This window comes from Bacillus sp. DJP31 (assembly GCF_049310945.1).
In the GTDB taxonomy this organism is placed as follows: Bacteria; Bacillota; Bacilli; order Bacillales; family SA4; genus Bacillus_BS.
On the sequence record NZ_JBMERO010000004.1, the window covers coordinates 1 to 23,362 of the forward strand.

General features: G+C 37.3%; 25 protein-coding genes and 2 pseudogenes. 23 read left to right on the forward strand and 4 right to left on the reverse strand.

Going from position 1 to position 23,362, the window contains the following annotated elements; all coding sequences use genetic code 11:
- The first annotated feature begins 160 nt into the window (after positions 1-160).
- The 7 genes from ACOI1C_RS05415 (at position 161) to ACOI1C_RS05445 (ending at position 5,230) form a co-directional block, all read left to right on the forward strand.
- Positions 161-937, forward strand: coding sequence for a class I SAM-dependent methyltransferase (locus tag ACOI1C_RS05415; RefSeq protein ID WP_422508780.1), 777 nt, complete (start codon positions 161-163; stop codon positions 935-937).
- Positions 938-981: 44 nt separating this feature from the next.
- Positions 982-1,113: a YuzL family protein gene (locus tag ACOI1C_RS05420; RefSeq protein ID WP_422508782.1), complete on the forward strand. Its 132-nt coding sequence runs from the start codon at positions 982-984 to the stop codon at positions 1,111-1,113.
- Between the two features lie 359 nt (positions 1,114-1,472).
- A complete protein-coding gene (locus ACOI1C_RS05425; RefSeq protein WP_422508784.1) occupies positions 1,473-2,069 on the forward strand; it encodes a YpjP family protein in 597 nt (198 codons plus the stop codon).
- Between the two features lie 206 nt (positions 2,070-2,275).
- Positions 2,276-3,019 carry an anthrax toxin lethal factor-related metalloendopeptidase gene (locus tag ACOI1C_RS05430; RefSeq protein WP_422508786.1) on the forward strand — a complete coding sequence of 248 codons (744 nt, stop codon included), beginning with the start codon at positions 2,276-2,278 and terminating at the stop codon, positions 3,017-3,019.
- A 110-nt stretch (positions 3,020-3,129) separates the two neighbouring features.
- Entirely contained in the window at positions 3,130-3,924 is a 795-nt protein-coding gene (locus ACOI1C_RS05435; RefSeq protein ID WP_422508788.1) for a thymidylate synthase, read from the forward strand.
- Positions 3,921-4,409, forward strand: coding sequence for a dihydrofolate reductase (locus ACOI1C_RS05440; RefSeq protein ID WP_422508790.1), 489 nt, complete (start codon positions 3,921-3,923; stop codon positions 4,407-4,409). Before ACOI1C_RS05435 ends, ACOI1C_RS05440 begins: the two co-directional genes overlap by 4 nt.
- 86 nt (positions 4,410-4,495) lie before the next feature.
- Positions 4,496-5,230, forward strand: coding sequence for a lysophospholipid acyltransferase family protein (locus tag ACOI1C_RS05445; protein WP_422508792.1), 735 nt, complete (start codon positions 4,496-4,498; stop codon positions 5,228-5,230).
- A 48-nt stretch (positions 5,231-5,278) separates the two neighbouring features.
- Here ACOI1C_RS05445 and trhA read toward each other — a convergent pair whose 3' ends face one another.
- Positions 5,279-5,920 (reverse strand): PAQR family membrane homeostasis protein TrhA, encoded by a 642-nt coding sequence (gene trhA, locus ACOI1C_RS05450; RefSeq protein ID WP_422508794.1) that lies wholly within the window; start codon positions 5,918-5,920, stop codon positions 5,279-5,281.
- 135 nt (positions 5,921-6,055) lie between these two features.
- Here trhA and iadA point away from each other — a divergent pair, with 135 nt between their 5' ends.
- Positions 6,056-7,228, forward strand: coding sequence for a beta-aspartyl-peptidase (iadA, locus tag ACOI1C_RS05455; protein WP_422508796.1), 1,173 nt, complete (start codon positions 6,056-6,058; stop codon positions 7,226-7,228).
- Between the two features lie 200 nt (positions 7,229-7,428).
- Positions 7,429-8,910 carry a phytoene desaturase family protein gene (locus tag ACOI1C_RS05460; protein WP_422508798.1) on the forward strand — a complete coding sequence of 494 codons (1,482 nt, stop codon included), beginning with the start codon at positions 7,429-7,431 and terminating at the stop codon, positions 8,908-8,910.
- A gap of 9 nt (positions 8,911-8,919) precedes the next feature.
- Here the strand turns inward: ACOI1C_RS05460 and ACOI1C_RS05465 are convergent, their stop codons facing one another.
- Positions 8,920-9,144 carry a hypothetical protein gene (locus ACOI1C_RS05465; RefSeq protein WP_422508800.1) on the reverse strand — a complete coding sequence of 75 codons (225 nt, stop codon included), beginning with the start codon at positions 9,142-9,144 and terminating at the stop codon, positions 8,920-8,922.
- 214 nt (positions 9,145-9,358) lie between these two features.
- On the opposite strand from ACOI1C_RS05465, the gene ACOI1C_RS05470 reads away from it, so the two are divergent.
- The 4 genes from ACOI1C_RS05470 (at position 9,359) to ACOI1C_RS05485 (ending at position 12,351) form a co-directional block, all read left to right on the forward strand.
- Positions 9,359-9,610 (forward strand): DUF2535 family protein, encoded by a 252-nt coding sequence (locus ACOI1C_RS05470; protein ID WP_422509188.1) that lies wholly within the window; start codon positions 9,359-9,361, stop codon positions 9,608-9,610.
- A 147-nt stretch (positions 9,611-9,757) separates the two neighbouring features.
- The gene (locus ACOI1C_RS05475; protein ID WP_422508802.1) at positions 9,758-10,312 is read left to right on the forward strand and encodes an SCO family protein; all 555 of its coding nucleotides are present in this window, start codon (positions 9,758-9,760) and stop codon (positions 10,310-10,312) included.
- A gap of 128 nt (positions 10,313-10,440) precedes the next feature.
- Positions 10,441-11,283 carry a GDSL-type esterase/lipase family protein gene (locus ACOI1C_RS05480; RefSeq protein ID WP_422508804.1) on the forward strand — a complete coding sequence of 281 codons (843 nt, stop codon included), beginning with the start codon at positions 10,441-10,443 and terminating at the stop codon, positions 11,281-11,283.
- A gap of 141 nt (positions 11,284-11,424) precedes the next feature.
- The gene (locus ACOI1C_RS05485; protein ID WP_422508806.1) at positions 11,425-12,351 is read left to right on the forward strand and encodes an FkbM family methyltransferase; all 927 of its coding nucleotides are present in this window, start codon (positions 11,425-11,427) and stop codon (positions 12,349-12,351) included.
- 324 nt (positions 12,352-12,675) lie between these two features.
- Here ACOI1C_RS05485 and ACOI1C_RS05490 read toward each other — a convergent pair.
- Both ACOI1C_RS05490 and ACOI1C_RS05495 read right to left on the reverse strand, forming a co-directional pair.
- Positions 12,676-13,086: pseudogene (locus ACOI1C_RS05490) on the reverse strand (aminotransferase class IV).
- Complete coding sequence (locus ACOI1C_RS05495) at positions 13,083-13,289, reverse strand: aminotransferase class IV (RefSeq protein ID WP_422508808.1); 207 nt, start codon at positions 13,287-13,289, stop codon at positions 13,083-13,085. Before ACOI1C_RS05495 ends, ACOI1C_RS05490 begins: the two are co-directional and overlap by 4 nt.
- A 330-nt stretch (positions 13,290-13,619) precedes the next feature.
- Here ACOI1C_RS05495 and ACOI1C_RS05500 point away from each other — a divergent pair, with 330 nt between their 5' ends.
- From ACOI1C_RS05500 to ACOI1C_RS05545, 10 genes and pseudogenes are all read left to right on the forward strand, one after another.
- Positions 13,620-14,399 (forward strand): undecaprenyl-diphosphate phosphatase, encoded by a 780-nt coding sequence (locus ACOI1C_RS05500; RefSeq protein ID WP_422508810.1) that lies wholly within the window; start codon positions 13,620-13,622, stop codon positions 14,397-14,399.
- A gap of 33 nt (positions 14,400-14,432) precedes the next feature.
- A complete protein-coding gene (locus tag ACOI1C_RS05505; protein ID WP_422508812.1) occupies positions 14,433-14,945 on the forward strand; it encodes a DinB family protein in 513 nt (170 codons plus the stop codon).
- A 100-nt stretch (positions 14,946-15,045) separates the two neighbouring features.
- On the forward strand, positions 15,046-15,183 hold the full coding sequence (locus ACOI1C_RS05510; RefSeq protein WP_422508814.1) for a YjcZ family sporulation protein: 138 nt from the start codon (positions 15,046-15,048) through the stop codon (positions 15,181-15,183).
- A 295-nt stretch (positions 15,184-15,478) separates the two neighbouring features.
- A pseudogene (locus ACOI1C_RS05515) lies at positions 15,479-16,917 on the forward strand (NAD(P)/FAD-dependent oxidoreductase).
- 185 nt (positions 16,918-17,102) lie between these two features.
- Entirely contained in the window at positions 17,103-18,104 is a 1,002-nt protein-coding gene (locus tag ACOI1C_RS05520) for an NAD-dependent epimerase/dehydratase family protein (RefSeq protein WP_422508816.1), read from the forward strand.
- A 242-nt stretch (positions 18,105-18,346) separates the two neighbouring features.
- Positions 18,347-19,252, forward strand: coding sequence for an NAD(P)/FAD-dependent oxidoreductase (locus ACOI1C_RS05525; protein ID WP_422508818.1), 906 nt, complete (start codon positions 18,347-18,349; stop codon positions 19,250-19,252).
- A gap of 122 nt (positions 19,253-19,374) precedes the next feature.
- On the forward strand, positions 19,375-20,724 hold the full coding sequence (locus ACOI1C_RS05530) for an aspartate aminotransferase family protein (RefSeq protein WP_422508820.1): 1,350 nt from the start codon (positions 19,375-19,377) through the stop codon (positions 20,722-20,724).
- 16 nt (positions 20,725-20,740) lie between these two features.
- On the forward strand, positions 20,741-21,418 hold the full coding sequence (locus tag ACOI1C_RS05535) for a 3-oxoacid CoA-transferase subunit A (RefSeq protein WP_422508822.1): 678 nt from the start codon (positions 20,741-20,743) through the stop codon (positions 21,416-21,418).
- Positions 21,403-22,065 (forward strand): 3-oxoacid CoA-transferase subunit B, encoded by a 663-nt coding sequence (locus ACOI1C_RS05540; protein WP_422508824.1) that lies wholly within the window; start codon positions 21,403-21,405, stop codon positions 22,063-22,065. Before ACOI1C_RS05535 ends, ACOI1C_RS05540 begins: the two co-directional genes overlap by 16 nt.
- Positions 22,066-22,077: 12 nt before the next feature.
- On the forward strand, positions 22,078-23,334 hold the full coding sequence (locus tag ACOI1C_RS05545) for a peptidase (protein WP_422508826.1): 1,257 nt from the start codon (positions 22,078-22,080) through the stop codon (positions 23,332-23,334).
- The last annotated feature ends 28 nt before the right edge of the window (positions 23,335-23,362 follow it).

Sequence of the window (23,362 nt, forward strand, 5' to 3'; positions counted from 1 at the left end):
AAAAGGGGAGTACCCTCTGCTTTAGAACGTTACTTAAAAGTACACACTGTAATATAAATTGAAACGCCGTATACGAGACCCGTATGTACGGTGTTGTGAGAGGGGCGAAAATAAGTTAACTTATTTTCCCTCTACTCGATTCAGTAAAAAGGTGATTAAGATGATTATTACTACTTCAGCAAGAACAAATAGTTTATATATACAAATGGCTAAACAAATTGCGAGTGATTTAGGTGTGAACTATCATGAACGTGGCCGCGACTCGATTCAAGACTTGCAAGAGGCACTTAAAGAAGAAGTCCTTGTAGTTGGGAAAAACCGACTTGAACTATATATCCCGAGCGTTGATCAATCAATATTTTTCCATCCGAATTCAGCAATGTTTCGAATGAAAAGGCTCTTAAGCGGTAATCATGATCCTTTCGTGGAAGCTTGCCAGTTGTCACAAGGAATGTCCATTTTGGATTGTACGTTAGGTCTTGGATCTGATTCGATTGTAGCGAGCTATAGTGTTGGAAGTGGTGGTAGAGTTACAAGCCTTGAAGGAAGCAAGACTTTAGCCTATTTAGTCCAAACCGGATTAAAAACTTGGGATACCCAGATTCCTGTCATGAATGATTCAATGCGAGCCATTCAAATTGTATCTACACCCTATCAAGACTATTTAAAAAAGTGTCAAGACAAATCAATGGATGTTATCTATTTTGATCCTATGTTTGAAGATTCAATTGAAGGGTCTGTCGGTCTACAAGGAGTAAAAAAGCTAGCGATCTATGATGATTTAACAGAAGAATCGATTGAAGAAGCAAAACGAGTAGCCACTGGGCGTATCGTGTTAAAGGATCACTGGAGAAGCAATCGTTTTGAAAGACTAGGCTTTACTCCCATCCATCGAAAATCAGCTAATTTCCATTATGGCGTTATTGAATTAGGATAATCCAAATGATTGTTGGAAAGGTTAAACCTTATGGAGGTGAAGACATGTCTAAACGCAAAAAAGATCCATCAAAAGGAGCATTACACTCTCCAAATGTGGAAGGGCAAGGTACCACTACTACCGAAACAGGCTCGAGTGCCCTTGATTCTTCACGAAAAAAGCAGAAGAAGGGCTAGTAAAACTCGCAGACAACTGCGGGTTTTTGTTTGTTTAATCCTTGAAGTTTTTAGTTAAATACGAATTTCAAAAAAACATAAAAAAAGACCCGTAAAAACGAGTCATCATCAATCGTGGTCTGTTACACACATAAAAGTAAAAAATGCTAAAGTAAGAAGACTAGTTATGGTTAAAATTAGTTCAACATTCATTTATTCTGCCTCCAAAAAAAGTTATGTACTCATACTTTAATCTTACCATGTTTTGACGAATTTATGAAATAAACTTAATTATGTAAAAAAATTGACTAGAATGATAGGCTTCTAGATTTAATTGTTGTATAATATAGAAAATTGAACAAGTAAACAGGGGTGAAGACATGCCAATCTGGATAAGAAAAACCCTTGTGGTAATGTTTACAATTCTTACTTTTGGTCTTGTAACACCGCCACAGTTAATCATTGCAGACACTAAAGCTAGCGATGCAACAAAATCGAACCTTTTAGAGAGCTCTAACGAAACCGAAACCATAACCTTATCGAATACATATATAGATGACTTGCATATTGAGAAGGCATTTATTCAACATGCAATTAATAAAGCAGAACAGCAGTCCATTCAAAAATTTGGTCCCATTATTGAAGAATCAATCGGCGATGAATTTCGAGATGTAATTCTCCCGAAAATTGAGGAAGTCATTATGACCCTTTCTTACTCAATGACAAAAGGTGAACTAAGTAACCTTGTTATATCCAATCATCCATCTGGTGGTACTGGCGAAAAGATATTTCATATTTATGATAGCCAAAGCGGGAAGGATATCATTCGATTTCATGTAAGACGAGATCGTCCACCTCTTGAAGGATACTATTTTAATTTTCACTATCATACTTCACAGGATTCATTTCAAACCCATCATGAACTCGGAAAAATTTATTGGGATAAAAATACACCACCTAACTGGCTAACTTCTTAAAAAAACGGACACATCTTGTGTTCGTTTTTTTCTTGGATGAAGAGGATATCGAAAGCCCGTTGAAATTTTTATATGCCCTCTTCATTTCTATCAAACAATCAAGATCTCATTAATACCATAAATTTCTATTATTCTCCTAAACTATCTCATGATATAATTAATTATTAGAAAATTATATTTATTAGATGCTGAAGGGGAAAACAGCTATGAAAAAGACAATTTCGACCCTACTCCTTTTTATGTTATTATTTATTCCTGTATTAGTCTTTCAAAGAACTGAAGCAAGTCAAAGTGGTCAGCTACTAAAGTATGAAAAAAAACTAAAAGTTCAGGTTTCAGAATTTGCTAATTCCCGATATGTTGAAGATATCATTGTGGTGCCTACTGAAAAGTATCAGAAAGAAGAAGTGCTGAAAATGATTGAGCGGATATCTCGAATCCACCCTACTATTCTAGAAAAGGTTGTTGAAAATAATATCAGGCTCAAATTATTTACTGGCTCACTTACAGATCAACCAGGCTTTACACACCTTAAAGGTTTAAAACCAAGAGGCTATGTCCGTTACACTTGGGATGATGTCCCAGGTGCAGGTGGCACAAAGCTTGCTCATGCAAAAGTGGGTCATAGTGCAAAAGGTAAAGGTCATGGTTCAGTAAACCTTGAATTACATGAGCTTGCCCATTCTATTGATAAGCATGTTTTTCGTTCTTTGAGATCAGATCCTTTATTTATAGAAATTTGGGCGGAGGAAGCGGAATTTTTGTTTGCTGGTCAGCCTTATTTTATTGATCATCCAGAAGAGTATTTTGCTGAGGCATTTGCGATGTATTATTTAGGGTTTTTCACTCGTTCAGAATTAGAGGTACATGCACCGAGAACGTTTCAGTATATTAATGATCTTCATATGATAGAGAAAGATAGGCTTAAACTCGCCCTGTCCTTTGGTTAAGCTTTTGCTCAAATGACGCAAAAGCTTTTTTTTTGTTAGTAGGAACTAATGAAACTAACAAGAAATTCTAGTACAATGGAGAAATAGAAAAGTGGAAGGGTGAAATACATATGAAGCAATACTTGGAATTAGGATCTTATATTCTAAACAACGGTGTAAAAAAGGAAGACCGTACAGGAACAGGTACGATTAGTACATTTGGTTATCAAATGAGGTTTAATCTTCAGGATGGATTTCCTCTAGTTACGACGAAAAAGCTTCACTTAAAATCAATTATTCATGAGCTTTTATGGTTTCTAAATGGAGATACGAATATAGACTATCTGCAAAAACATAATGTCCGTATCTGGAATGAATGGGCAGATGAAACCGGTGATTTAGGACCTGTTTACGGGCACCAGTGGCGTTCATGGACGACAAAAGATGGTGAAACGGTGGATCAAATTTCAAATCTTATCCACCAAATAAAGACCAACCCTGATTCAAGAAGACTCATAGTTAGTGCATGGAATGTGGGGGATATTGAAAAAATGGCCCTCCCACCATGCCATTGTTTATTTCAGTTTTATGTGGCAGAGGGAAAATTATCATGCCAGCTTTATCAACGAAGCGCCGATTATTTTTTAGGCATTCCTTTTAATATTGCATCCTATGCGTTGTTAACCATGATGATTGCACAGGTTTGTGATTTAGAGCTAGGAGATTTTGTTCATACCTTTGGAGACGTTCATATCTACTCGAATCATATGGAGCAAGCGCAGCTTCAATTATCACGCGATCCCAAACCCTTACCCATTATGAAAATAAACCCAGCTGTAAAGGATATTTTCTCTTTTTCGTTTGAGGATTTCGTTTTAGAGAATTATGATGCTCATCCTCATATTAAAGGAGCTGTTAGTGTATGATTTCTTTTGTTGTTGCAATGGATGAAAACCGTGTAATCGGAAAAGACAATGCGTTACCATGGCATCTACCAGCTGATTTAGCCTATTTTAAACAAGTCACAATGGGCAAACCGATTCTCATGGGAAGAAAAACACATGAATCCATTGGACGAGCTCTCCCAGGTCGGGAAAATATCATATTGACTAGAAATACGAACTATCAATCTGCAACTTGTACAGTCATTCATGACCTTGGGGATGTTCAAAGATTAAGCCAAGAGTCCGAACAGGAACTTTGTGTCATTGGCGGAGCTGAACTGTTTAGAGAGCTGCTTTCAACGGCAGCTAAATTATACATGACTCAAATCCATCATGAGTTTGAGGGAGACACTTATTTTCCAGAAGTTGACTGGAAAGAATGGACGGTCATTGACCGAAAACAAGGTGTGAAAGATGAGAAAAACCCTTATGATTATGAATATGTAATCTACGAGAGAATGACGTAAAGTGATGGCCTCTTTTTACCCGAGGTCTCTTTTTTTGCTGAGCAATTGAAGTTTTTCTAGTATATTAATAAAAAAGGAGTCTGATTATGTTAAGAACGATTTATGGTTTTACATCTATGTGGATTTATTTAATTTATAGTATTCCTACACTAAGAAGAGTGAAAAAGCTTTCAACTGTTCAATTTTCTGTTCAGGAAAGGGATGAAAAGGTTCATCAGCTACCAAAGAAGTGGGCAAGACACGTCGTTAATTGCTCTGGTGCCAGAGTTACGTTAAATGGTGAACATCATATTCCTACAGAATCTGTTTTGTTTGTTTGTAATCATCAAAGTAACTTTGACATTCCTCTATTGATGGGCTACTTAAAAAAACCTATGGGCTTCATTTCGAAGGTAGAGGTGAAAAAACTGCCTATTATCTCGGATTGGATGGAGGTTCTTCCTTGTGTTTTTATGGATCGAAAGGACAGGAGACAAGCGGTTAAAGCCATTCAGGACGGGGCAAACCTTTTGAGTGATGGTCATTCACTTGTTATTTTCCCAGAGGGAACGAGAAGTAAGGGGGGACCTATTGCACCATTTAAAACAGGAAGCTTTCGATTGGCGACTAAATCAGGTGTTCCAATTGTTCCAGTGACAATCAATGGTTCCTTCAGACTATTTGAAGAAAAAGGGAATCTATTTCAACCTGGAGATGTTACGATTACCATACATGAACCCATTCGAAAAGAGATTTATCAAAGTATGGATGTGAAGGACTTAGCACAAATGGTGCAAGATCGGATAGATACTACAAAGATTTCAATTCCATTTACCCCTTAACTTGTTAAATCGGACAAGCAAAAAACCTCTCATCGTGAGAGGTTTTTCTTATGGGAGCAGATAAAATAAAACGGAAAAAAAGTGAACGGAGGTTCCACCTATTACAAACAAATGCCAGATTGCATGATGAAACTTAAAGCCGCGCCATATATAGAAAATGGCCCCAACTGTATACAAAACCCCACCAATAACGAGTAAAGTTAGTCCAGTAGAATGCAAGTTTTCAACTAGTGAACTCCAAGCAAAAACGATCATCCAGCCCATTAATACGTATAATAGTGTAGAGGCGTGTAAAAATTTTTTCACGAAGAAAGCTTTGAAGACGGTACCACCAATAGCGAGTCCCCATACAATTCCAAAAAGTGTCCAGCCTAACCAACCTTTAACAGCAATGAACAAGAAAGGTGTATATGTACCTGCAATAAAAAAGTAAATGGAAGAATGATCGAGTATCTCAAAGACATCTTTTGCTTTGCCCTTAGGGAAACTGTGTACGAGAGTCGATGATGTATATAAAAGGACCATTGTTGAGCCAAAAAGTGTAAAACTGACAACGTGCCATGCCGTACCATACAAGGAGGAAAATACGATTAAAATAACAAGGGCAGCAATACTTAAGAGTCCGCCAATACCATGTGTAATGGAGTTCGCGATTTCCTCTCCTTTAGTGAAGGTATGTGTTGTAGCCAATCGCCATCAGTCCTTTCAAACATTTATTTTATTCTATTTTACTATAGTAAAGGATTGGATTGAAGAAAACAATCTTTATCTCTTGAAAAGAACCTTGTATGATATGAATAAGTTAATGAAATTTTGGGGGATTATATGCTTACTTTACTAAAAGGCGGAGAAGTTTACGCACCGGAATACATAGGGAAAAAAGACATCCTTATTGTGAGTGAGTCGATTGGATATATTGAGGATGAAATCAATGTTCCTGAAGGATTTGTTCCGATTCGTGTGATCGATGCTTCAGGGAAAATAATTGTCCCTGGGTTTATTGATTCACATGTCCATTTAATTGGTGGTGGTGGAGAAGGCGGATTTAAGACAAGGACGCCTGAGCTCATGCTGACCGATGCAACTAAGGGGGGCATCACGACACTTGTAGGAGTAATTGGAACGGATGGGACAACACGTACTATGCCAAATTTAATTGCAAAAGCTAGAGCACTAGAGGAAGAAGGATTAACATGCTTCGTTCATACGGGTTCCTATCAGGTACCGGTCAAGAGTATCTTCAATAAAATTGAGGACGACATCATCTTAATTGATAAAGTGATCGGTGTTGGAGAGGTGGCGATTGCAGATCATCGTTCTTCCCAACCTACAATTGAAGAACTGGCGAAAATTGCAGCCACAGCTCGGGTTGGAGGTATTCTTTCAGGTAAAGCAGGGATCGTAAATGTACATATAGGAGACAGTTCAACGAAATTGAGTCTTATCGAAAAAATTGTTGAAACAACTGACATTCCGATTCGTCAATTTCATCCGACCCATATCAACCGAAATCGCGAGCTCTTTGAAGCAGGTATTATTTTTGCGAAAAAGGGTGGATACGTTGATTTTACAACAAGTACCGTTCAAAGGTTTTTAGACCAAGGTGAGGTCAAATGTAGTAAAGGGTTAAAAATGATACTTGACCAAGGTGTGCCCATTGAACAAATCACCTTCACATCAGATGGACAAGCGAGCCTACCTGAGTTTGATGAGGATGGAGAGTTTATAGGTTTACAAGTAGGTAAGGTTACGACACTTTTTAAAGAGGTAAGAGACGCTGTTTTACAGGAAGGAATTCCTCTAGAAACAGCAATTAAGGTCATCACATCCAATCCCGCTGCAGTCCTCAAGCTCAAGAAAAAGGGACATTTACGAGTAAACAGTGATGCGGATCTAGTGATACTTACTAAAGAGGACTTAACAATTGATTCGGTGATTGCTAGAGGTAAAGTAATGATTGATCAAGGTGAAATAAAGATTAAAGGAACATTCGAATAAGCAGGAAAAGAGAATAAGATCAGCTGATTTTATTCTCTTTCTTTTTTAATCTCATAGATGAACAACCTCGGCAAAAAAAAGTAAATAACTATTTAAAAGTGAAGGTAACAAGACATTTAACATTTCTAACACATCATTATTTTTAGTTTTTTGCTTTCAACCCTATAATAAGAAACATGAAGACAAAGAGGTGTGACACTATGGATATTGTGGTTGTAGGTGGAGGGTTTGGTGGACTGACAGCGGCAGCAATGCTTGCCAAAGATGGTTTCTCTGTAACCGTTGTTGAGGCATCCAATGAATGGGGAGGCTGTGCAGGGAAGTTTTCGAGAAATAAATTTACTTTTCCCGTCGGTGCTACACTAGGGATGGGGTTTGAGGAAGGTGGAATCCATCATAGGATTCTTCAAGAGTTAGGAATTACCTATAAGGCAGCCCCATTGGATGAGGTTATGACGATCCATACTCCGAAAGATCGAATGGTTATCTATCGTGACCGAGATCAATTCCTTACGCATGTAAAATCAATATTTCCATCTATTTCTAAGGAGATTGATGGTTTTTATCAAGAGGTCTGGGGGATTGCGAACCAACTCCAAGAATTAATGCGGAAACTTCCGGTTTTGCCACCTAAGACAATTGGAGAATGGACGATGCTTTTACAATCCATCCGATTTTCAAATGTGAGTTTACTACCGTACCTCTACCAAACCATGCACCAAATGTTAAAAAAGCATAAGTTGGAAACTCATTTTGATTTCGTTCATTTTCTTGATGGGATTCTCATTGATTCAATGCAGACAACAAGTAAGGACTGTTCTTTGGTATTAAGCGCTATAGCTTTAGATATTTACCATAGAGGAGCTTTTTATATAGAAGGCGGGTTGTTTGATATTGCGGAAAAGCTTGTTGATTCAATTAAAACGAGTGGAGGTGCTGTTGTAAAAAATTCTAGGGTTGTTTCACTTCAGAAAAATGAAAAGAAGTGGAGGGTAATGGATCACAAGAAAAAAATTTGGGAAGCTGATCATGTCATCTGTAACCTTCCCATACAAGCATTCACAAAGCTACTCGATGACCATACCGTATCCAAATTACCACAATCTTTTCATAAGAAGAAAACGAAACAGCAGTGGGGAGCCTTTACTATATATATGGGACTACATGAAGAATATCTTCCGTCCAATCCACCCTTGTTTCAACAAGTGATCCAAACTACGAATGGAAGGCTAACCGAAGGGGAGCATATTTTCCTCTCACTTTCAAAGTTGGGAGATCAAAAAAGAGCACCGGAAGGATTTAGAACATTAACTGTCAGTACTCATACTGATTTGGAAAAGTGGAATACAAAGGAGAAATATGACGAATATAAACCACAACTCAGGGACAAAATCGTTCAAGGTGTAGCAACTGTTTTCCCACATATAGAAAAAGCCATCCAGCTTGAGGTAATAGGTGCTCCTCGTGCGTGGGAACGTTTCACATCTAGACCAAGTGGAATGGTAGGCGGATACCCACAAACCATTCAAAATAGTTTATTGAATAGTATCTCACATCGAACAGGGATCAAGGGATTATGGCTTTGTGGAGATAGTGTTTTTCCAGGCGCGGGTACCATTGGTGTTTCAGTAAGTGGATATCATGTTTATCAATCCATACAAAAAGAAGGAACCTATACGTAAGATTCCTTCTTACTTGTTATAAGAATCAAGTTCTTGAAGCATAGAGTCAAACTCATTAGGCAAACAGAAATCCTTTGAGGTAAAGTTTTGTTTAACCCATGTAATTAATTCGGAACTAGAGTTGAAGACTTCACCGCTCGTATCGGCCTTTCTGATCATATATCGACCATTATCATCATCAACAGTGACTTCTATAGGACTTCTACTATGAATCGTACAAAGAGAGAATTCCATTCAAACCACCTCCTGTAATAGTATAAGATTCAGTAACAAATGTTATGTACTGTTTTGTAAAGTCGGATAATTTTTACTACATTATCAATTTGTTGTATCCGCTTACAACGCCCGTAGAATATGAAAAATTTTATATTATCTTTACATGAAAAGACAGACTTCGTGAAAATTTTAAAGTATAATGAAGGAAACGGTGAAAAAGAAGGTTGGTACTTTGCTACTTAAGAGTCTAGAATTTACTCATCAAAGTGGTCAGAAGGTCAAAGTTATGGAAATTCCAGTATGGGAGGAAGATAATCTTTTTACATTAAAGGTTAAGTTTAGACTTCAGACATTCATTACAAGGATCAGTACAAACCCCAATCCAAAAAAACTATACTCATTTAGGGACCATTTAAAGAAAACATTAAAATGGCAAGAGTACACAGAAATTTATAAAACAGACATACTAAAAAACAACGCGTAATAGGATAGCAGGGAGGACCTTCACATTGTGAGGGTCCTTGTTTTTTTTCTTAATTACCAACAATTTTGTGACAAGCCTCTTGAATCTTTTTATTTGTGAGACCTTTTTGTTATGATAGAAAGTATTAAAAGTGAAAAGGTGAATAAAATGAATAAAAAAATAGGTAGCCTTTCGATTCTACTTATAATGCTCATGATTTCAGGATGCAGTAGTAGTAACCTGGCATTTCCTGAAGATACAATCGACCAAAAAAGTGAATTGTTTGGAGCGGGAAATATAAAAAACAAAATATTGGTGGTAGATTTCATTTTCACCAATTGTGAAACCGTCTGTCCTCCATTAACCAACAATATGTCTAAGCTTCAAGAAATGGCGAAAGAAAAAGAACTTGAAGTGGAATTTGTATCCTTCAGTGTCGATCCTGAAAACGATACTCCGGAAAAGTTAGTGTCTTTTGCTGAACAATTTGAAGTCGATTTTACGAACTGGCATTTCTTAACTGGCTATTCACAAAAAGAAATTGAAGCATTTGCCCAAGATAGCTTTAAAGCCATTGTTCAAAAGCCAACATCAACTGATCAGGTTATCCATGGAACGTCTTTTTACTTAGTTAATAAAAAAGGGGAAGTTAGTAATAAGTATAGCGGTCTACAAGAGACGCCTTATGACCAAATAATACAGGATATAGAGAATTTACAATAACTCCTATTTTAGGAGTTTTTTTAAATCTGTAATTGCAGTATATGCAATGCAGTATATGCAATGTTTGGTCATTGTTTATCAAAAGTGAGGATACAATATAATACAAGACATCTTGAGGAGGACAGACTTTGTTTAGACTTGTCATCTTAATAGCACTACTAGTTACTTTACTAGTTGTTTATGATTCTGAAAAGGGTAGCCAATCAATGGTAACTGCTGCTAATCATAGCTTACTAGTAAGAGAGAGAGGTCTTTCTACCAAAAAAGTAGATTCTGCCTTTTTTTCAAAAGAAGTAAAAATTGTAGCCTTAGGAGATTCCCTAACTTCAGGGTACGGAGACCAATCTGGAAATGGAGGCTATGTGACCATACTTGAACAGCTACTCGGTAATCAGCGAGGAATTAGCGATATATCAATCTCAAACTTTGCCATCGGTGGATTGAGTTCCGAGCAATTAATTCAAGAACTAGACAAAAAAAGCATACAGGATGAGATCGCTAAAGTAGATTATATTTTGATTACTATAGGTGGAAACGATGTCATAGCGGTCGCTCAAGAAAATATTTTTACTTTATCAAAGGAACCATTCGAAGAAGAAAATAAAAACTTCACTAGAAAAATAAACATTTTGGTTCACAAATTGAGGTTTTATAACCCTAATGCTACATTATTCTTTGTCGGTATTTACAATCCATTCTCAACCTTATTTGCTTCTGTTCCAGAAATAGACCAAATCATTGAGAATTGGAATGAAGGAACAGAGAATGTGTTAACGAAATATGAAAATACGTACTTTATCCCGATTTCTGATGTGTTCAAAGGAAATGAAGAAGAATATTTATACGATGACTACATTCATCCGAACGAAGAGGGATACAAACATTTAGCTAATCGCGTTTTAACATATATTGATCAATACAGTCAGCAATCTGTTTATGTAGACGGAGAAACGGATGAAGGTGATTATTAAGATAATGTTACTAAAACGTAAACTTGACATACTAGATTACTATTCTTTTCCATGATAAAGTTAGGGTATCATCATTTGTTCCAATGAATAAGCTAGCAACAAACGCATTTACTTACTAAACAGGAGGCGTAATCCTACTTTATGATGGAAGCAAAGATTGAAAGAAAAGCATTATATGAAAAATGGTGGGTTAAGTACCCATATTTTAAAGATGTTCTCTTGAAAACTGGATTGTTGTTAAAATATCGTACATGGAATGTACAAAAGCTGCCCAATAAAATATCATTACCTTCATCAAGGACTATTTATATTAATCCAACTGAAAATAGAGGTAGAGCTTTGTTGCTTAGAGATGGGGTCACACAAGAAAGGCTCACTTCTTTCTGGCAAAAGTCTGTTGCTGTGTTTAAACCGACGATTGTTTTAGATATAGGGGTTAATTATGGGGAGTGCATCTTCTCTACAACTTACAACAAGAAAACAACCATCATCGGTGTTGAGGCTAACGAGCAGCTATTATCATATATTGATCAATCGAGATTAGATCATCCGAACCGAGATCAAATTCAGATTGTCTACGGATTTGCCACCAACAGTGAAAAAGAGACCCATTCTTTTTTTGTTGATAAAAATTGGTCGGGGACTTCATCAGGCACAAAGATGGTTGAGCACGACCTTGTAGAAGAATTTCAAGTTCCATCTGTAACCATTAATACACTATTAAAGAATCAAGTTCGAAAGCATGATCGGCTTTTATTTAAAATCGATGTTGAGGGTTTTGAATCCTTTGTGCTTGAAGGTATGTACGATATACTAAAAGAAACGAAGGAAGCAATAGGTTTTATTGAGTTTGATAGTGAGTATATGAAACGAGCAGGCACATCACTCTCTCAATTCTTCGAAAAGCTAAAGGAAGAGTTTCATATTTATGCGTATGTAGCAGATAATCAGATTAAGGATATCACGGCGTTATCCTATAAAGAATTAGAACAGTGGTGGCAATCCGATGAAATTCATACTGATTTAATCCTATCAACAATGCCACTTCCAAGAGAGTTAAAAGTTTAGATGAACTGTGGGGTTTCCCACGGTTCTTTTTTTGCATTTCAACAAACATGGACGAAAATTGTGATTAAGTATGTTTTTTAACATTTTCCCACATTATCGGAACTACATAATTTGATAAGCCCTACCTTTTTCTTGAGTGATCTAATTATCTAAATCAATTCGATTTAACTTGTGAATGAAGCTTTTAAAAACTTTTTCTACTGAACAACTGAATTACGTAGAACAACACCCTGTGTTTTTATCATTCGTATAAAGTCTTAAATGCATCTTGTAATTGTCGCGTAACGGTAAAATGAGTTGGTATGTCAGTTTGGTCCACTTTATTTATAGGAAGAATTTCTGCAGTTGTCTTGTAATAAAAGCCTCATCAGCATTTAGTAAAAATTCAGGTGATAAATGGTCCTCTTTTACTTGGATTTGAAGTTTTTTTGCAAGAATATTTACGGCAAGTCGTGTTATGCCGTGTAAGATGCCTTACGTAGCAGGAGTTGTATATAATTTTCCATTCTTCACAACGAAAATATTGCTGCTTGAGCCTTCCGTAATAAAGCCATCTTTAAAATGGATAGCTTCCTCACAACCATTCATTATTGCTTTTTGCTTGGCTATTACATTTAGTAATAAGTTTAATGACTTTATATAACAATTTGCCCAACGTTCATCATCCAATAACAGCACTGAAACACCGTTATCTTTTTTCACAGTATCCAGTTGTCTTGAAGTTTTTATCGTCATGGAAAGAATAGCTGGAGTGTTAGGAAGACATGTAATCTTGGATAAATCCCTCTTGTTACTTGAAAATAAACATCTGCACAATGTTCAACGGAATGGGCTACTCCTTCAAAAATAATCTCTTTCACTATTTCAATCGTATAAGGAAGCTCTAAAGAAATCGCATCTGCACCTCGTTCTAAGCGCTCTAAATGTTCATCAAGCATAAAAGGTTTCCCGTGGTAAAATCTGACAACCTCATATATTCCATCACCAAATTGATGACCACGCTCCTAAATAGGAACAACGGCCTCATCCATATGGGATAAGAAAGGATCTTTATAAAAAGCAATTTCCACTTGGATCCCTCCCTATTCATTCTTTTAATATATGATTCTGAAATTCTCGTAAAGTGTAAATTTTAGTGGTATCAACCGTTTTATTATTGAAACTGAATCGGTTATTCAGTTGCTAAATAGCAGCTTTATTAAAATATAGTCTTGTTTGTCCAACTCTATGAATAGGATAGAGTAATGAAATTAAGAGGGGATGAATACATGTCGAAATTTGAGGCTTTTATACTTGGGATCATTCAAGGCTTAACCGAATTTTTACCAATTAGTAGTACGGGGCATTTATTTCTAGGGAGGAATCTATTTGGTTTAAATGAAGCGGGCCTATTCTTGGATACCATGCTACATATAGGAACCCTTTTAGCTGTAATAGTCATTTATAAACATGAGTTTCTTTTCATGCTTAGGAACCCATTGAGTAAAAGAACATTATTATTAGTTGTGGGTACCATTCCTGCCGTTGTGGTGGGGTTAGCTTTTAAAGACTTTTTTGAGGAGATTTCAAAAACCGGTGTGACGATTGGTTGGGAGTTTTTAATAACCGGGTTATTTTTATGGTTTGCTGATAATATAAAAAATGGGTACAAACGAATGGAAGATATATCATATTCGGATGCTTTTTTTATCGGGACTTTTCAAGCAGCCGCCATATTCCCAGCCATTTCTCGTTCAGGTTTAACTATTGTTGCTGCACTTGTTCGAAAACTCGATAGGGAAACAGCTGCCTATTTTTCGTTCTTGTTATCCACCCCAGCGATAGCAGGAGCCTGTGTCTTGCAATCCATGGATTTATTCAAAGGAACAGTTGAAAATATCAGTTTATCTGCACTAGCAGTAGCACTCCTAACATCTGCAGTTTTCGGTTATTTCGCAGTGAAGTGGATGATTTCATATTTGAAAAATCATTCCTTAAAGGTGTTTGCTCTTTATGTCTGGTCACTAGGTATAATGATTATAGGTCTACAATGGGCTGGGATCTTTTAGTCAGTCCTTTTAAAAATCATAAGGGGGGAAAGTATGTTGAAATCTGTATTCAATCAATTATCTATAACCAGAAACGAGCTTGTGGATTTAATTGAAATTTTATCAAAAGAGGATTTACTGTATTCGACTCAAATGAGCTGGAGTCTTTCTGAAATTCTAGAACATTTATATCTCGTGGAACAAAAGATCACAAAAGGGATTGTGTTCTATTCAAGCCAACCAGAAGCCGAACCAACAAGCGAAAAACCTATTCACTATATAGTAGACCGGTCAAAGAAAATTCAAGCACCAAAAAATGTTCACCCAACAGGAGTCGAGATTTCAAAAGAGCAGCATCTATTACGATTAGAGGCTTCTCGCAAATCCCTACTGGAAACAGTAAGTTCCATAGATGAACCTATTTTAAAAGAGCGTTCATTTCCACATCCATTTTTAGGACCTTTATCTTTATTCCAGTGGATTGAAGTGGTTAGTTTGCACGAAAACAGACATATCATGCAAATGCAGGAAATACTCGAAATAAAGAAAAAGAAGCTATCTGAGTAAATAACCTAAGAAAAATAGGCATTCGCACATACGGTACATACCCCCACCCACATATGTTATCAATGTAAGTAAGGAAATACAAAAAAAGGAGTGTTAAATTATGATGAATTACGGTTACGATCAATGTCATACGGGATATGGTTACGGTCAACAAACAGGTGGGTACAATAATAGCTTCGCGTTAATCGTTGTATTGTTTATTTTGTTAATTATCATCGGAGCTTCTTACGTAAACTAAGTAAATGTAATTCTTAAGAGCCCATCAGAATTTGTTGATGGGCTTTTACTCTTTCTTGATGTATTATCCAAACAATTACTAATGATACATAAGTAGTTTCTTAAAAGATGTCATACCTACACAAAAAATTCTCAAGGACATAGATGGAGTATTTACCTTGATTGATTTCTAGTAAAAACGAATAATAATTAAATATAACTGTTTATTGTTCGTTTTTAATTGACTTGCTTTTATTCCTTTGTTATATTACTTATGGCTTAAAAAGATAACTATCCATAAGATTGGGGAGTAAATCATGAAAAACACCTATGATGTAATTGTAGTAGGAGCAGGTCCTGCCGGAATCTTTACTTGCTATGAACTTTCGTTAAAAATGCCACATGCAACTATTTTATTAGTCGATAAAGGTCATGATATATATAGAAGAAACTGTCCGATTTTGGAGAAGAAAATTGAAAAATGCCCTCCTGCAACAACTAGGAAAGATTTTGCTGGCTGTTTACCGGCATGTTCCATTACAAATGGTTTTGGTGGTACAGGTGCCTATTCTGATGGGAAGTTCAACATTACAAGTGAATATGGTGGGTGGATGACAGATTATTTATCACCCTCTGAAGTGATTGAACTGATTAAGTACGTTGACGAAATCAACTTAAGTCATGGTGCAACGGAATCCATCACAGATCCTTTAACTGATTAAGTCAGAGATATTGAGAAAAGAGGCTATGCTGCAGGCTTAAAGCTTCTTCGAGCTCAAGTTCGTCACCTAGGAACTGAACAAAATCTAGAAATATTAAAGAGTATTTTTGAATACTTAAAAGATAAAGTAGAGATGTGCTTTAAAACAGAAGTAGAAGATGTCATTAGTGAGAAAATCGACGGAATTCATCATGTAAAAGGTATTCAATTAAAGAATGGTGAAGAAATCATAGCCGAAAAGATCGTCATTGTTCCAGGAAGAGATGGATCAGTTTGGTTGTCAAACATTTTGAAAAAACGTCGCCTTAAAATGACAAATAACCAAGTGGACATTGGGGTGCGTTTAGAAACTTCAGATATTGTAATGGAAGAGATTAATCAAAACCTTTACGAAGGTAAATTCATCTTCAATACCTCAGTAGGAACCCAAGTCAGAACCTTTTGTAGCAATCCTTCTGGACATGTTGTGGTAGAAAACCATTCTGGAATTATGCTAGCCAATGGACATGCCTATAAAGATCCATTGCTCGGAAGTCAAAATACGAACTTTGCTCTACTAGTCTCTCACAAATTTTCTGATCCTTTTAATCAACCTAATGAATACGCACACGAGGTTTCTAGGCTGGCTAATAGTCTATCAAATGGTGGTCTCATTGTTCAAAAATATGGTGATATTTTAAAAGGGAGAAGATCAACGGAAAACAGGATTCGTGAAGGCTTTTTAGAACCAACCTTAAAAGAGGCAGTACAGGTGATCTTGGACTTGTTTTACCTTATAACACAATGAAGAGTTTAATAGAAATGACAGAAGCCTTAAATAAAGTTTCTCCTGGTCTAGCATCAGAGCATACCTTGTTTTATGGTGTAGAGGCAAAATTCTATTCTGCTCGTCCCGAACTAAATGATAAGTTTGAAACAGAAATGGCAGGTTTATATTTAGGCGGAGACGGTGCAGGCGTGACAAGAGGACTAGCACAAGCTAGTGCCTGTGGAGTATGGATTGCTCGGGATATAATGAAAGCTTTAAACGACTAGCAGGGGGACTTTCCCTGTTTTTTTCTATTATCAGTATGATAAAATGACTTTAATAAAACACATCCTTTTGTTACAGCTTTATTTCAATAAAGCTAAATATTCATTCTATAGACTAGCCTCGAATACCATAAATAGAGGACAAAACCTCAGTTATGAAGAATATTCTCTAAGAGGGAGGGATAGTAATGAATATCCTTATTTTAGGTGGTACCAGATTTCTAGGAAGACATCTTGTTGACGAATGTATGAGACGTGGTCATGAAGTGTCGATTTTTACTAGAGGTAAGACAAACTCGGAGTTATACCCAGACATAGAACGGTTAATAGGTGATCGCGATGGAGATATTAGTAGTTTAAAGGGAAAGAAATGGGATGCTGTTATTGATACAAGCGGATATGTACCTAGAATCGTGAATGATTCTACTAGTCTATTAGCCTCGTCGTGTAATGTATATACCTTTATATCTTCCATTTCTGTTTATAAAGATTTTTCTAATAAAGGATTAACAGAAGAAAGTGCGGTCGCAACATTAGAAGATGAAACAGTTGAAGAGATTACAGGTGAAACCTATGGTGCCTTAAAAGCACTTTGTGAGGTAGAGGTAAAGAAGACATTCCCTGATCGTCACCTTATTATTCGACCTGGATTAATTGTTGGACCGTATGATCATACAGACCGGTTCACGTTTTGGCCAAAACGAATGGGATCTGGTGGAGAAATTTTAGCTCCAGGGGATCCAAAAACACCAGTACTGTTTATTGATGTCCGAGACTTAGCGTCTTTTGTTATTCAGCAATTAGAAAACAAATCAATTGGAACATACCATGTAACAGGACCCAATGAAGCATTATCCATGGGAGAATTTTTAGGTGCTTGTCAAGAAGCTCTTACCCCGAATGCAAGGTTAACTTGGGTGGGGGAGAAGTTTCTAGATGAGAATGAAGTGAAGTTTTGGACGGACTTACCTATTTATATCCCAATAGGTGTGGGGATGGACGGCTTTTCCTCAATTAATACCGAGAAGGCATTCCAAGCGGGTCTCACTGTGCGACCTTTAAAAGAAACAATTAAAGATACATACGATTGGTGCCTCACACGTGATGAGAATTATGAATTCTTATCGGGATTACAACCTGAAAGAGAGTTAAGATTGTTAAAGTCATGGAATGATCAAGTAAAGAGTTAATGTATACTTTAGTGTTACTTGGGTAGAATACCTCCTAACTATTTAATTGGGGGGTATTTTTTTATGCATTTTAATGAGTATGAGGCAAAACTAGTATATGATTCAAGACTGCACGAACTTCAAACGAAAAATATAAATACAGCTCAAGGTAAGGAAAAACAATCAAAAAAGAAAATGAAGTAACTGGAGTAGTCACCAGTTACTTTTTCAATTGGAGAGTTCTCTAAGAAAGGAGGAGGAGTATGAAGAAATTTCAATGTATAATTGTCGGTGGTGGGATTGCTGGCTTACAGGCTGCTATTCAGCTTGGTCGATATCAGCACCAAGTCGCTGTCATTGATAAAGGATATGGACGTTCAACCTTATGTAGATGCTATCATAACGTATTAGGCTGGCCAGATGGAATAGATGGAAATAAATTAAGAAATCTAGGTAGGGAGCATGCTGAGAAATACGGTGTGACTTTTTTGAAGGATGAAATAGTGACCGCCCGTAAGACGTCTAAAGGTCTGCTTTTAAAAGGGAGTTCAGCTTTTCAATATGAATGTCAATATTTATTAATGGCTACGGGCGTTTCTGATAGAATACCTATACAAATTCCCAATCTAAAGGAGTGTCTGGGGCTTACGATTTATTTATGTCCAGATTGTGATGGATATGAAGTTATGAATAGGCGAGTCATTGTGTTAGGTTCTGGAGATGTGGGAGCTAATATGGCATTAACATTAACACATTGGACGACTGAAATCATTTATATCAATCATGAGACTATAGAAATTAATGAAGACTTAAATCAACAATTGAAGAAAAAAGATATAAAAGTCTTTACAGAAGAAGTAGAAAAAGTCCTGATAGACTCACTTTCGAATTTTACTGGAGTGACATTGACCACAGGGCAAGAAATAAGCGGAGATCGTGGTTTTTTAGCCTTTGGAGGAACGAAAATAAATACAGACCTATTAAGACAGCTTGGCGTTGAGAGGCTTGAAAATCATCATATAATGGCAGATCCTAGATCAAAGGAGACAAATGTTCCTAATGTTTGGGTTGCGGGGGATATTGTTGCCCATTCAGAGCAGCTAACCATTGCAATGGGGGAAGGATCCCAGGCAGCCATATGGATGCATAAACGTATACTTCAACAATGACAATGCATTATTTATCCTTGTCATTGTTTTTTCTGTTTTACATTATGTCTAATTGTTTTCATGATTGGTCAACTAGAAGAATAAACTTTTAGAAATCATGTTCACTTTTGGGGGGAATAAAAATGAAGGATTCTCGCCTTATCAAACCTTTGTTAAATGAAGAGTACCCCGTAATTAGTCATGGGCTAGGTGTCTATTTATATGACACGGATGGAAATATTTACTTAGATGGTTCATCTGGTGCAGTTACTGCAAGTATTGGTCATGGTGTGACAGAGATTATTGACGCCATAAATGAACAAGCCAAGAAAGTATCCTTTGTCTATAGGTCCCAGTTTACAAGTGTGCCAGCAGAACAATTAGCACAAAAGCTATCTTCTATTTCAGAGAGTGTAAGCTACTATAGTTTTCTAGTAAACAGTGGCTCAGAAGCCACCGAAACCGCTTTGAAAATAGCCATTCAATATTGGCAAGAAATTGGAATAAATACAAAGAAAAAAATACTCTCTCGTAAAATGAGCTATCACGGTATTACGATGGGTGCTTTGTCCATGTCAGGTCACTACCATAGAAGAGCTCGCTTCTCGTCCCTGTTAGAAGAATATCCAACAGTATCCCCGGCCTATTGCTACCGATGTCCTTTCAATGAAACCTACCCAAATTGTCAGCTCAAATGTGCAAGTGAACTAGAACATGCGATTTTAAAAATGGGGGAGGAGCATATTGCAGCTTTTATTATTGAACCGATTGTTGGTGCAGCCGGTGCAGCCATTACCCCACCACCGGGATATTATGAAGAAATTAGAAGGATCTGTGATAAGTATAATATTCTACTAATCTCAGATGAAGTGATGACTGGCATGGGTAGAACGGGTAAAATGCTAGCATTAGAGCATTGGAATACAGTAGCAGATATTGTGTGCTTAGGAAAAGGGTTAAGCGCAGGGTACACTCCACTTGCTGCTGTATTGGTACAAGAGAAAGTTATCGAACCGATTCAGAAGGGTTCGAACGTAATCATGAGTGGGCATACCTTAAGTTGCAATCCTCAGTCTGCTGCTGTCGCCTTAGCTGTTATAGAGTATATTGAGAAAAAACAGCTACTGAAACAAGCGGAAGAAAGTGGTGAGTATTTACGCTCAGAACTTTTGGTCCTCCAGTCTAAACATCCACTTATTGGTGATATAAGAGGGAAGGGGTTATTGCTCGGTCTAGAATTTGTTTCTACTCTAGAGAAGCTTCCTTTTGATTCTAAGTGGGAGATAACCAATTTAATCATTTCAAAAGCAAAGCACCAAGGCTTACTCGTTTATCCAGCTTCTGCTGGAGAAAATGGAATACAAGGTGATGCCATTATCATCGCTCCCCCTTTAACGATAACAAAAGATGAAATCAATGAATTAATTTCCAAATTAAATACAGCATTAGAAGATGTTGAAAAAATCCTCCGTTTAAAAGGGGTCTTGTTATAAGGAAGAGGTGTATATAATGGATAAAATGACAACCATTGAAAACGTTCTGAAGTATATACACGACGGAAGCACAATTATGTTTGGAGGCTTTGGTGGAATTGGAACACCTCCGACGATTGTACAAAAAATTTTAGAGATGGGTGTTAAGAATTTAACCTTAATCGGAAATGACACAGGATTCCCAACAATCGGCATAGGTCCACTTGTTGCAAACGAGCGGGTAAAAAAGATCATTACCTCACATATAGGCTCTAATCCCATTGCAGGCGCATTAATGACTGCAGGAAAATTAGAGGTTGAATTTTGTCCACAAGGTACGTTAGTCGAACGAATTCGAGCAGGTGGAGTTGGATTAATAGGAATCGTAACGGATGTTGGAGTTAATACCATTGTAGAAAAAGGTAAGAATATATTGCATATTAATGGGAAAAAATGCATTCTGGAGACTGCACTAACAGCAGATATCTCTATTGTGTTCGCCAAAAAAGGCGACAGGTATGGGAATTTAGTGTATGACAAAAGTGCAAGGAATACCAATCCTCTTGTCGCGATGGCAGGTGACCTTACCTTCGCTGAGGTAGAAGAGGTTGTTCCAGTTGGAGAACTTTCTCCGGAGGAAATTATTACCCCAGGGTGTTTTGTGAATGGTGTGATCCAAAGTGAAGGGGTGCGCTGGAAATGGGTATGGGAATAGAGGTAAGAAACAAAATAGCGAGACGTGCAGCATTAGAAGTGAAAAATCATACAGTGGTGAATTTAGGAATTGGAATCCCATCACTTGTACCCAATCACTTATCTCCTTCACTTAATGTAATGTTTCATGCAGAGAATGGAGTACTTGGTATGGGGCCTTCTCCTGAAGTAGGATTTGAAGATGGCAATTTATGCAATGCAGGCGGGTTACCCGTTTCTATTATGCCGGGTGCTTCATATTGTGATAGTTCTATTGCCTTTGGAATGATTAGAAGGGGTCTAATAGATTTGACCATTCTTGGTGCTTTGCAGGTTAGTCAACATGGTGACCTTGCGAACTGGATCGTTCCAGGTAAACGAGTACCAGGTATGGGAGGAGCAATCGACTTAGCTCAAAAGGCAAAGCGGGTAATCGTACTCATGAACCACACAAACAAGGATGGAAGCCCAAAGATTGTGAAATCTTGCACCATCCCTATTACGGCAAAGAATTGTGTGAACATGATCATCACAGAATTAGCGGTAATGGAATTTACACAAGAGGGTTTGAGGTTAATAGAAATAATGAATCCTTACAATCTTCGGGATGTTTTAGAGAATACGGAGTCAGAATTACTAGTAGATAGAGAGATTCTTTTTGTAGACTAGGGGGATGGCAAATTGGATGTTCAGGGGAAGATTAAAGAATGGTTAGCTTTGCACAAAAGAACTGGAATTCGATTATTGCAAAGGCTAGTTCAAGAGAAAAGTATTTCAGGCAATGAAAGTGCTGCACAAGCCATTATCATTGAAAAATTAAGGGGGATTGGGCTAGAAATAGATATATGGGAACCCAATTATACAAAGATGCAGCATCACCCATACTTTGTATCTCCAAGAGTTTCCTTCTTAGGAAGCTCGAATGTAGTTGGAATAAAAAGAGGGAGTGGAGGAGGGAAATCGCTCCTTTTAAACGGTCACATTGATGTGGTGCCTGAAGGAGATTTATCTCAGTGGACCAAGGATCCTTTTAGTGCAGAGATTATCGATGGAAAAATGTTTGGAAGAGGTACATCAGATATGAAGGGTGGATCAGTGGCTCTTTTGCTAGCCATTGAAGCAGTTGTTGGCTTAAATCTCCCACTTAAAGGAGACGTTATTTTTCAAAGTGTGATTGAAGAGGAAAGTGGCGGTGCTGGAACACTCGCTGCCATATTAAGAGGGTACAAGGCAGATGCAGCGATCATTCCAGAGCCAACGAATATGAAGATCTTTCCTAAGCAACAAGGCTCTATGTGGTTTAAGGTAACAGTTAAAGGGAAATCCGCACATGGGGGTACAAGATATGAGGGTGTAAGTGCCATCGAAAAAAGTATGATCGTCATTCAAAAAATGCTTGAGCTTGAGAAAAGTAGGAATGCTCGAATTGTCGACCCCCTTTATAAGGCTGTACCGATTCCAGTACCCATAAATATAGGAAAAATAAATGGAGGGACATGGCCGTCCTCAGTAGCAGACGAGGTTATATTAGAAGGTAGAGTGGGAGTGGCACCTGAAGAAAGCATGAAAGATGTTCAAGATGAAGTGGGTAAGCTCCTAAATTCTCTAACCCAAGATGATGAATGGTTTATTCAACATCCAGTGGAGCTTACATGGTTTGGAGCGAGATGGGTACCGGGAACCATTGATCTAGACCATGAGGCAATGAAGGTGCTTCAACACAATTTTGAAAGAGTAAAACGTCATAAACCTTTAATTGAAGCATCTCCATGGGGGACAGATGGTGGACTTTTCACACACGTGGCGAAAGTTCCAACAATTGTGTTTGGACCAGGAACGACTGAAGTTGCTCATCATCCGGATGAATACATCATAGTGGATCAACTGTTTGAAGCTGCAGAAATTTTTGCTCTTATGATTATAGATTGGTGCAAGTAAACGAAAGTGAAAGTGGCTTTCGTTTTTT

What these genes read in the sequence shown, in the direction of transcription:
- ACOI1C_RS05500 (WP_422508810.1), top strand. Translation starts at nt 13,620, where the DNA reads ATGTCGAAATTTGAGGCTTTTATACTTGGGATCATTCAAGGCTTAACC.
- ACOI1C_RS05445 (WP_422508792.1), top strand. Translation starts at nt 4,496, where the DNA reads ATGTTAAGAACGATTTATGGTTTTACATCTATGTGGATTTATTTAATT.
- ACOI1C_RS05465 (WP_422508800.1), bottom strand. Translation starts at nt 9,144, where the DNA reads ATGGAATTCTCTCTTTGTACGATTCATAGTAGAAGTCCTATAGAAGTC.
- ACOI1C_RS05420 (WP_422508782.1), top strand. Translation starts at nt 982, where the DNA reads ATGTCTAAACGCAAAAAAGATCCATCAAAAGGAGCATTACACTCTCCA.
- ACOI1C_RS05425 (WP_422508784.1), top strand. Translation starts at nt 1,473, where the DNA reads ATGCCAATCTGGATAAGAAAAACCCTTGTGGTAATGTTTACAATTCTT.
- ACOI1C_RS05540 (WP_422508824.1), top strand. Translation starts at nt 21,403, where the DNA reads ATGGGTATGGGAATAGAGGTAAGAAACAAAATAGCGAGACGTGCAGCA.
- ACOI1C_RS05510 (WP_422508814.1), top strand. Translation starts at nt 15,046, where the DNA reads ATGATGAATTACGGTTACGATCAATGTCATACGGGATATGGTTACGGT.
- ACOI1C_RS05440 (WP_422508790.1), top strand. Translation starts at nt 3,921, where the DNA reads ATGATTTCTTTTGTTGTTGCAATGGATGAAAACCGTGTAATCGGAAAA.
- ACOI1C_RS05460 (WP_422508798.1), top strand. Translation starts at nt 7,429, where the DNA reads ATGGATATTGTGGTTGTAGGTGGAGGGTTTGGTGGACTGACAGCGGCA.
- ACOI1C_RS05505 (WP_422508812.1), top strand. Translation starts at nt 14,433, where the DNA reads ATGTTGAAATCTGTATTCAATCAATTATCTATAACCAGAAACGAGCTT.
- ACOI1C_RS05415 (WP_422508780.1), top strand. Translation starts at nt 161, where the DNA reads ATGATTATTACTACTTCAGCAAGAACAAATAGTTTATATATACAAATG.
- ACOI1C_RS05430 (WP_422508786.1), top strand. Translation starts at nt 2,276, where the DNA reads ATGAAAAAGACAATTTCGACCCTACTCCTTTTTATGTTATTATTTATT.
- ACOI1C_RS05535 (WP_422508822.1), top strand. Translation starts at nt 20,741, where the DNA reads ATGGATAAAATGACAACCATTGAAAACGTTCTGAAGTATATACACGAC.
- ACOI1C_RS05435 (WP_422508788.1), top strand. Translation starts at nt 3,130, where the DNA reads ATGAAGCAATACTTGGAATTAGGATCTTATATTCTAAACAACGGTGTA.
- ACOI1C_RS05530 (WP_422508820.1), top strand. Translation starts at nt 19,375, where the DNA reads ATGAAGGATTCTCGCCTTATCAAACCTTTGTTAAATGAAGAGTACCCC.
- ACOI1C_RS05525 (WP_422508818.1), top strand. Translation starts at nt 18,347, where the DNA reads ATGAAGAAATTTCAATGTATAATTGTCGGTGGTGGGATTGCTGGCTTA.
- ACOI1C_RS05485 (WP_422508806.1), top strand. Translation starts at nt 11,425, where the DNA reads ATGATGGAAGCAAAGATTGAAAGAAAAGCATTATATGAAAAATGGTGG.
- ACOI1C_RS05495 (WP_422508808.1), bottom strand. Translation starts at nt 13,289, where the DNA reads ATGCTTGATGAACATTTAGAGCGCTTAGAACGAGGTGCAGATGCGATT.
- ACOI1C_RS05475 (WP_422508802.1), top strand. Translation starts at nt 9,758, where the DNA reads ATGAATAAAAAAATAGGTAGCCTTTCGATTCTACTTATAATGCTCATG.
- ACOI1C_RS05520 (WP_422508816.1), top strand. Translation starts at nt 17,103, where the DNA reads ATGAATATCCTTATTTTAGGTGGTACCAGATTTCTAGGAAGACATCTT.
- iadA (WP_422508796.1), top strand. Translation starts at nt 6,056, where the DNA reads ATGCTTACTTTACTAAAAGGCGGAGAAGTTTACGCACCGGAATACATA.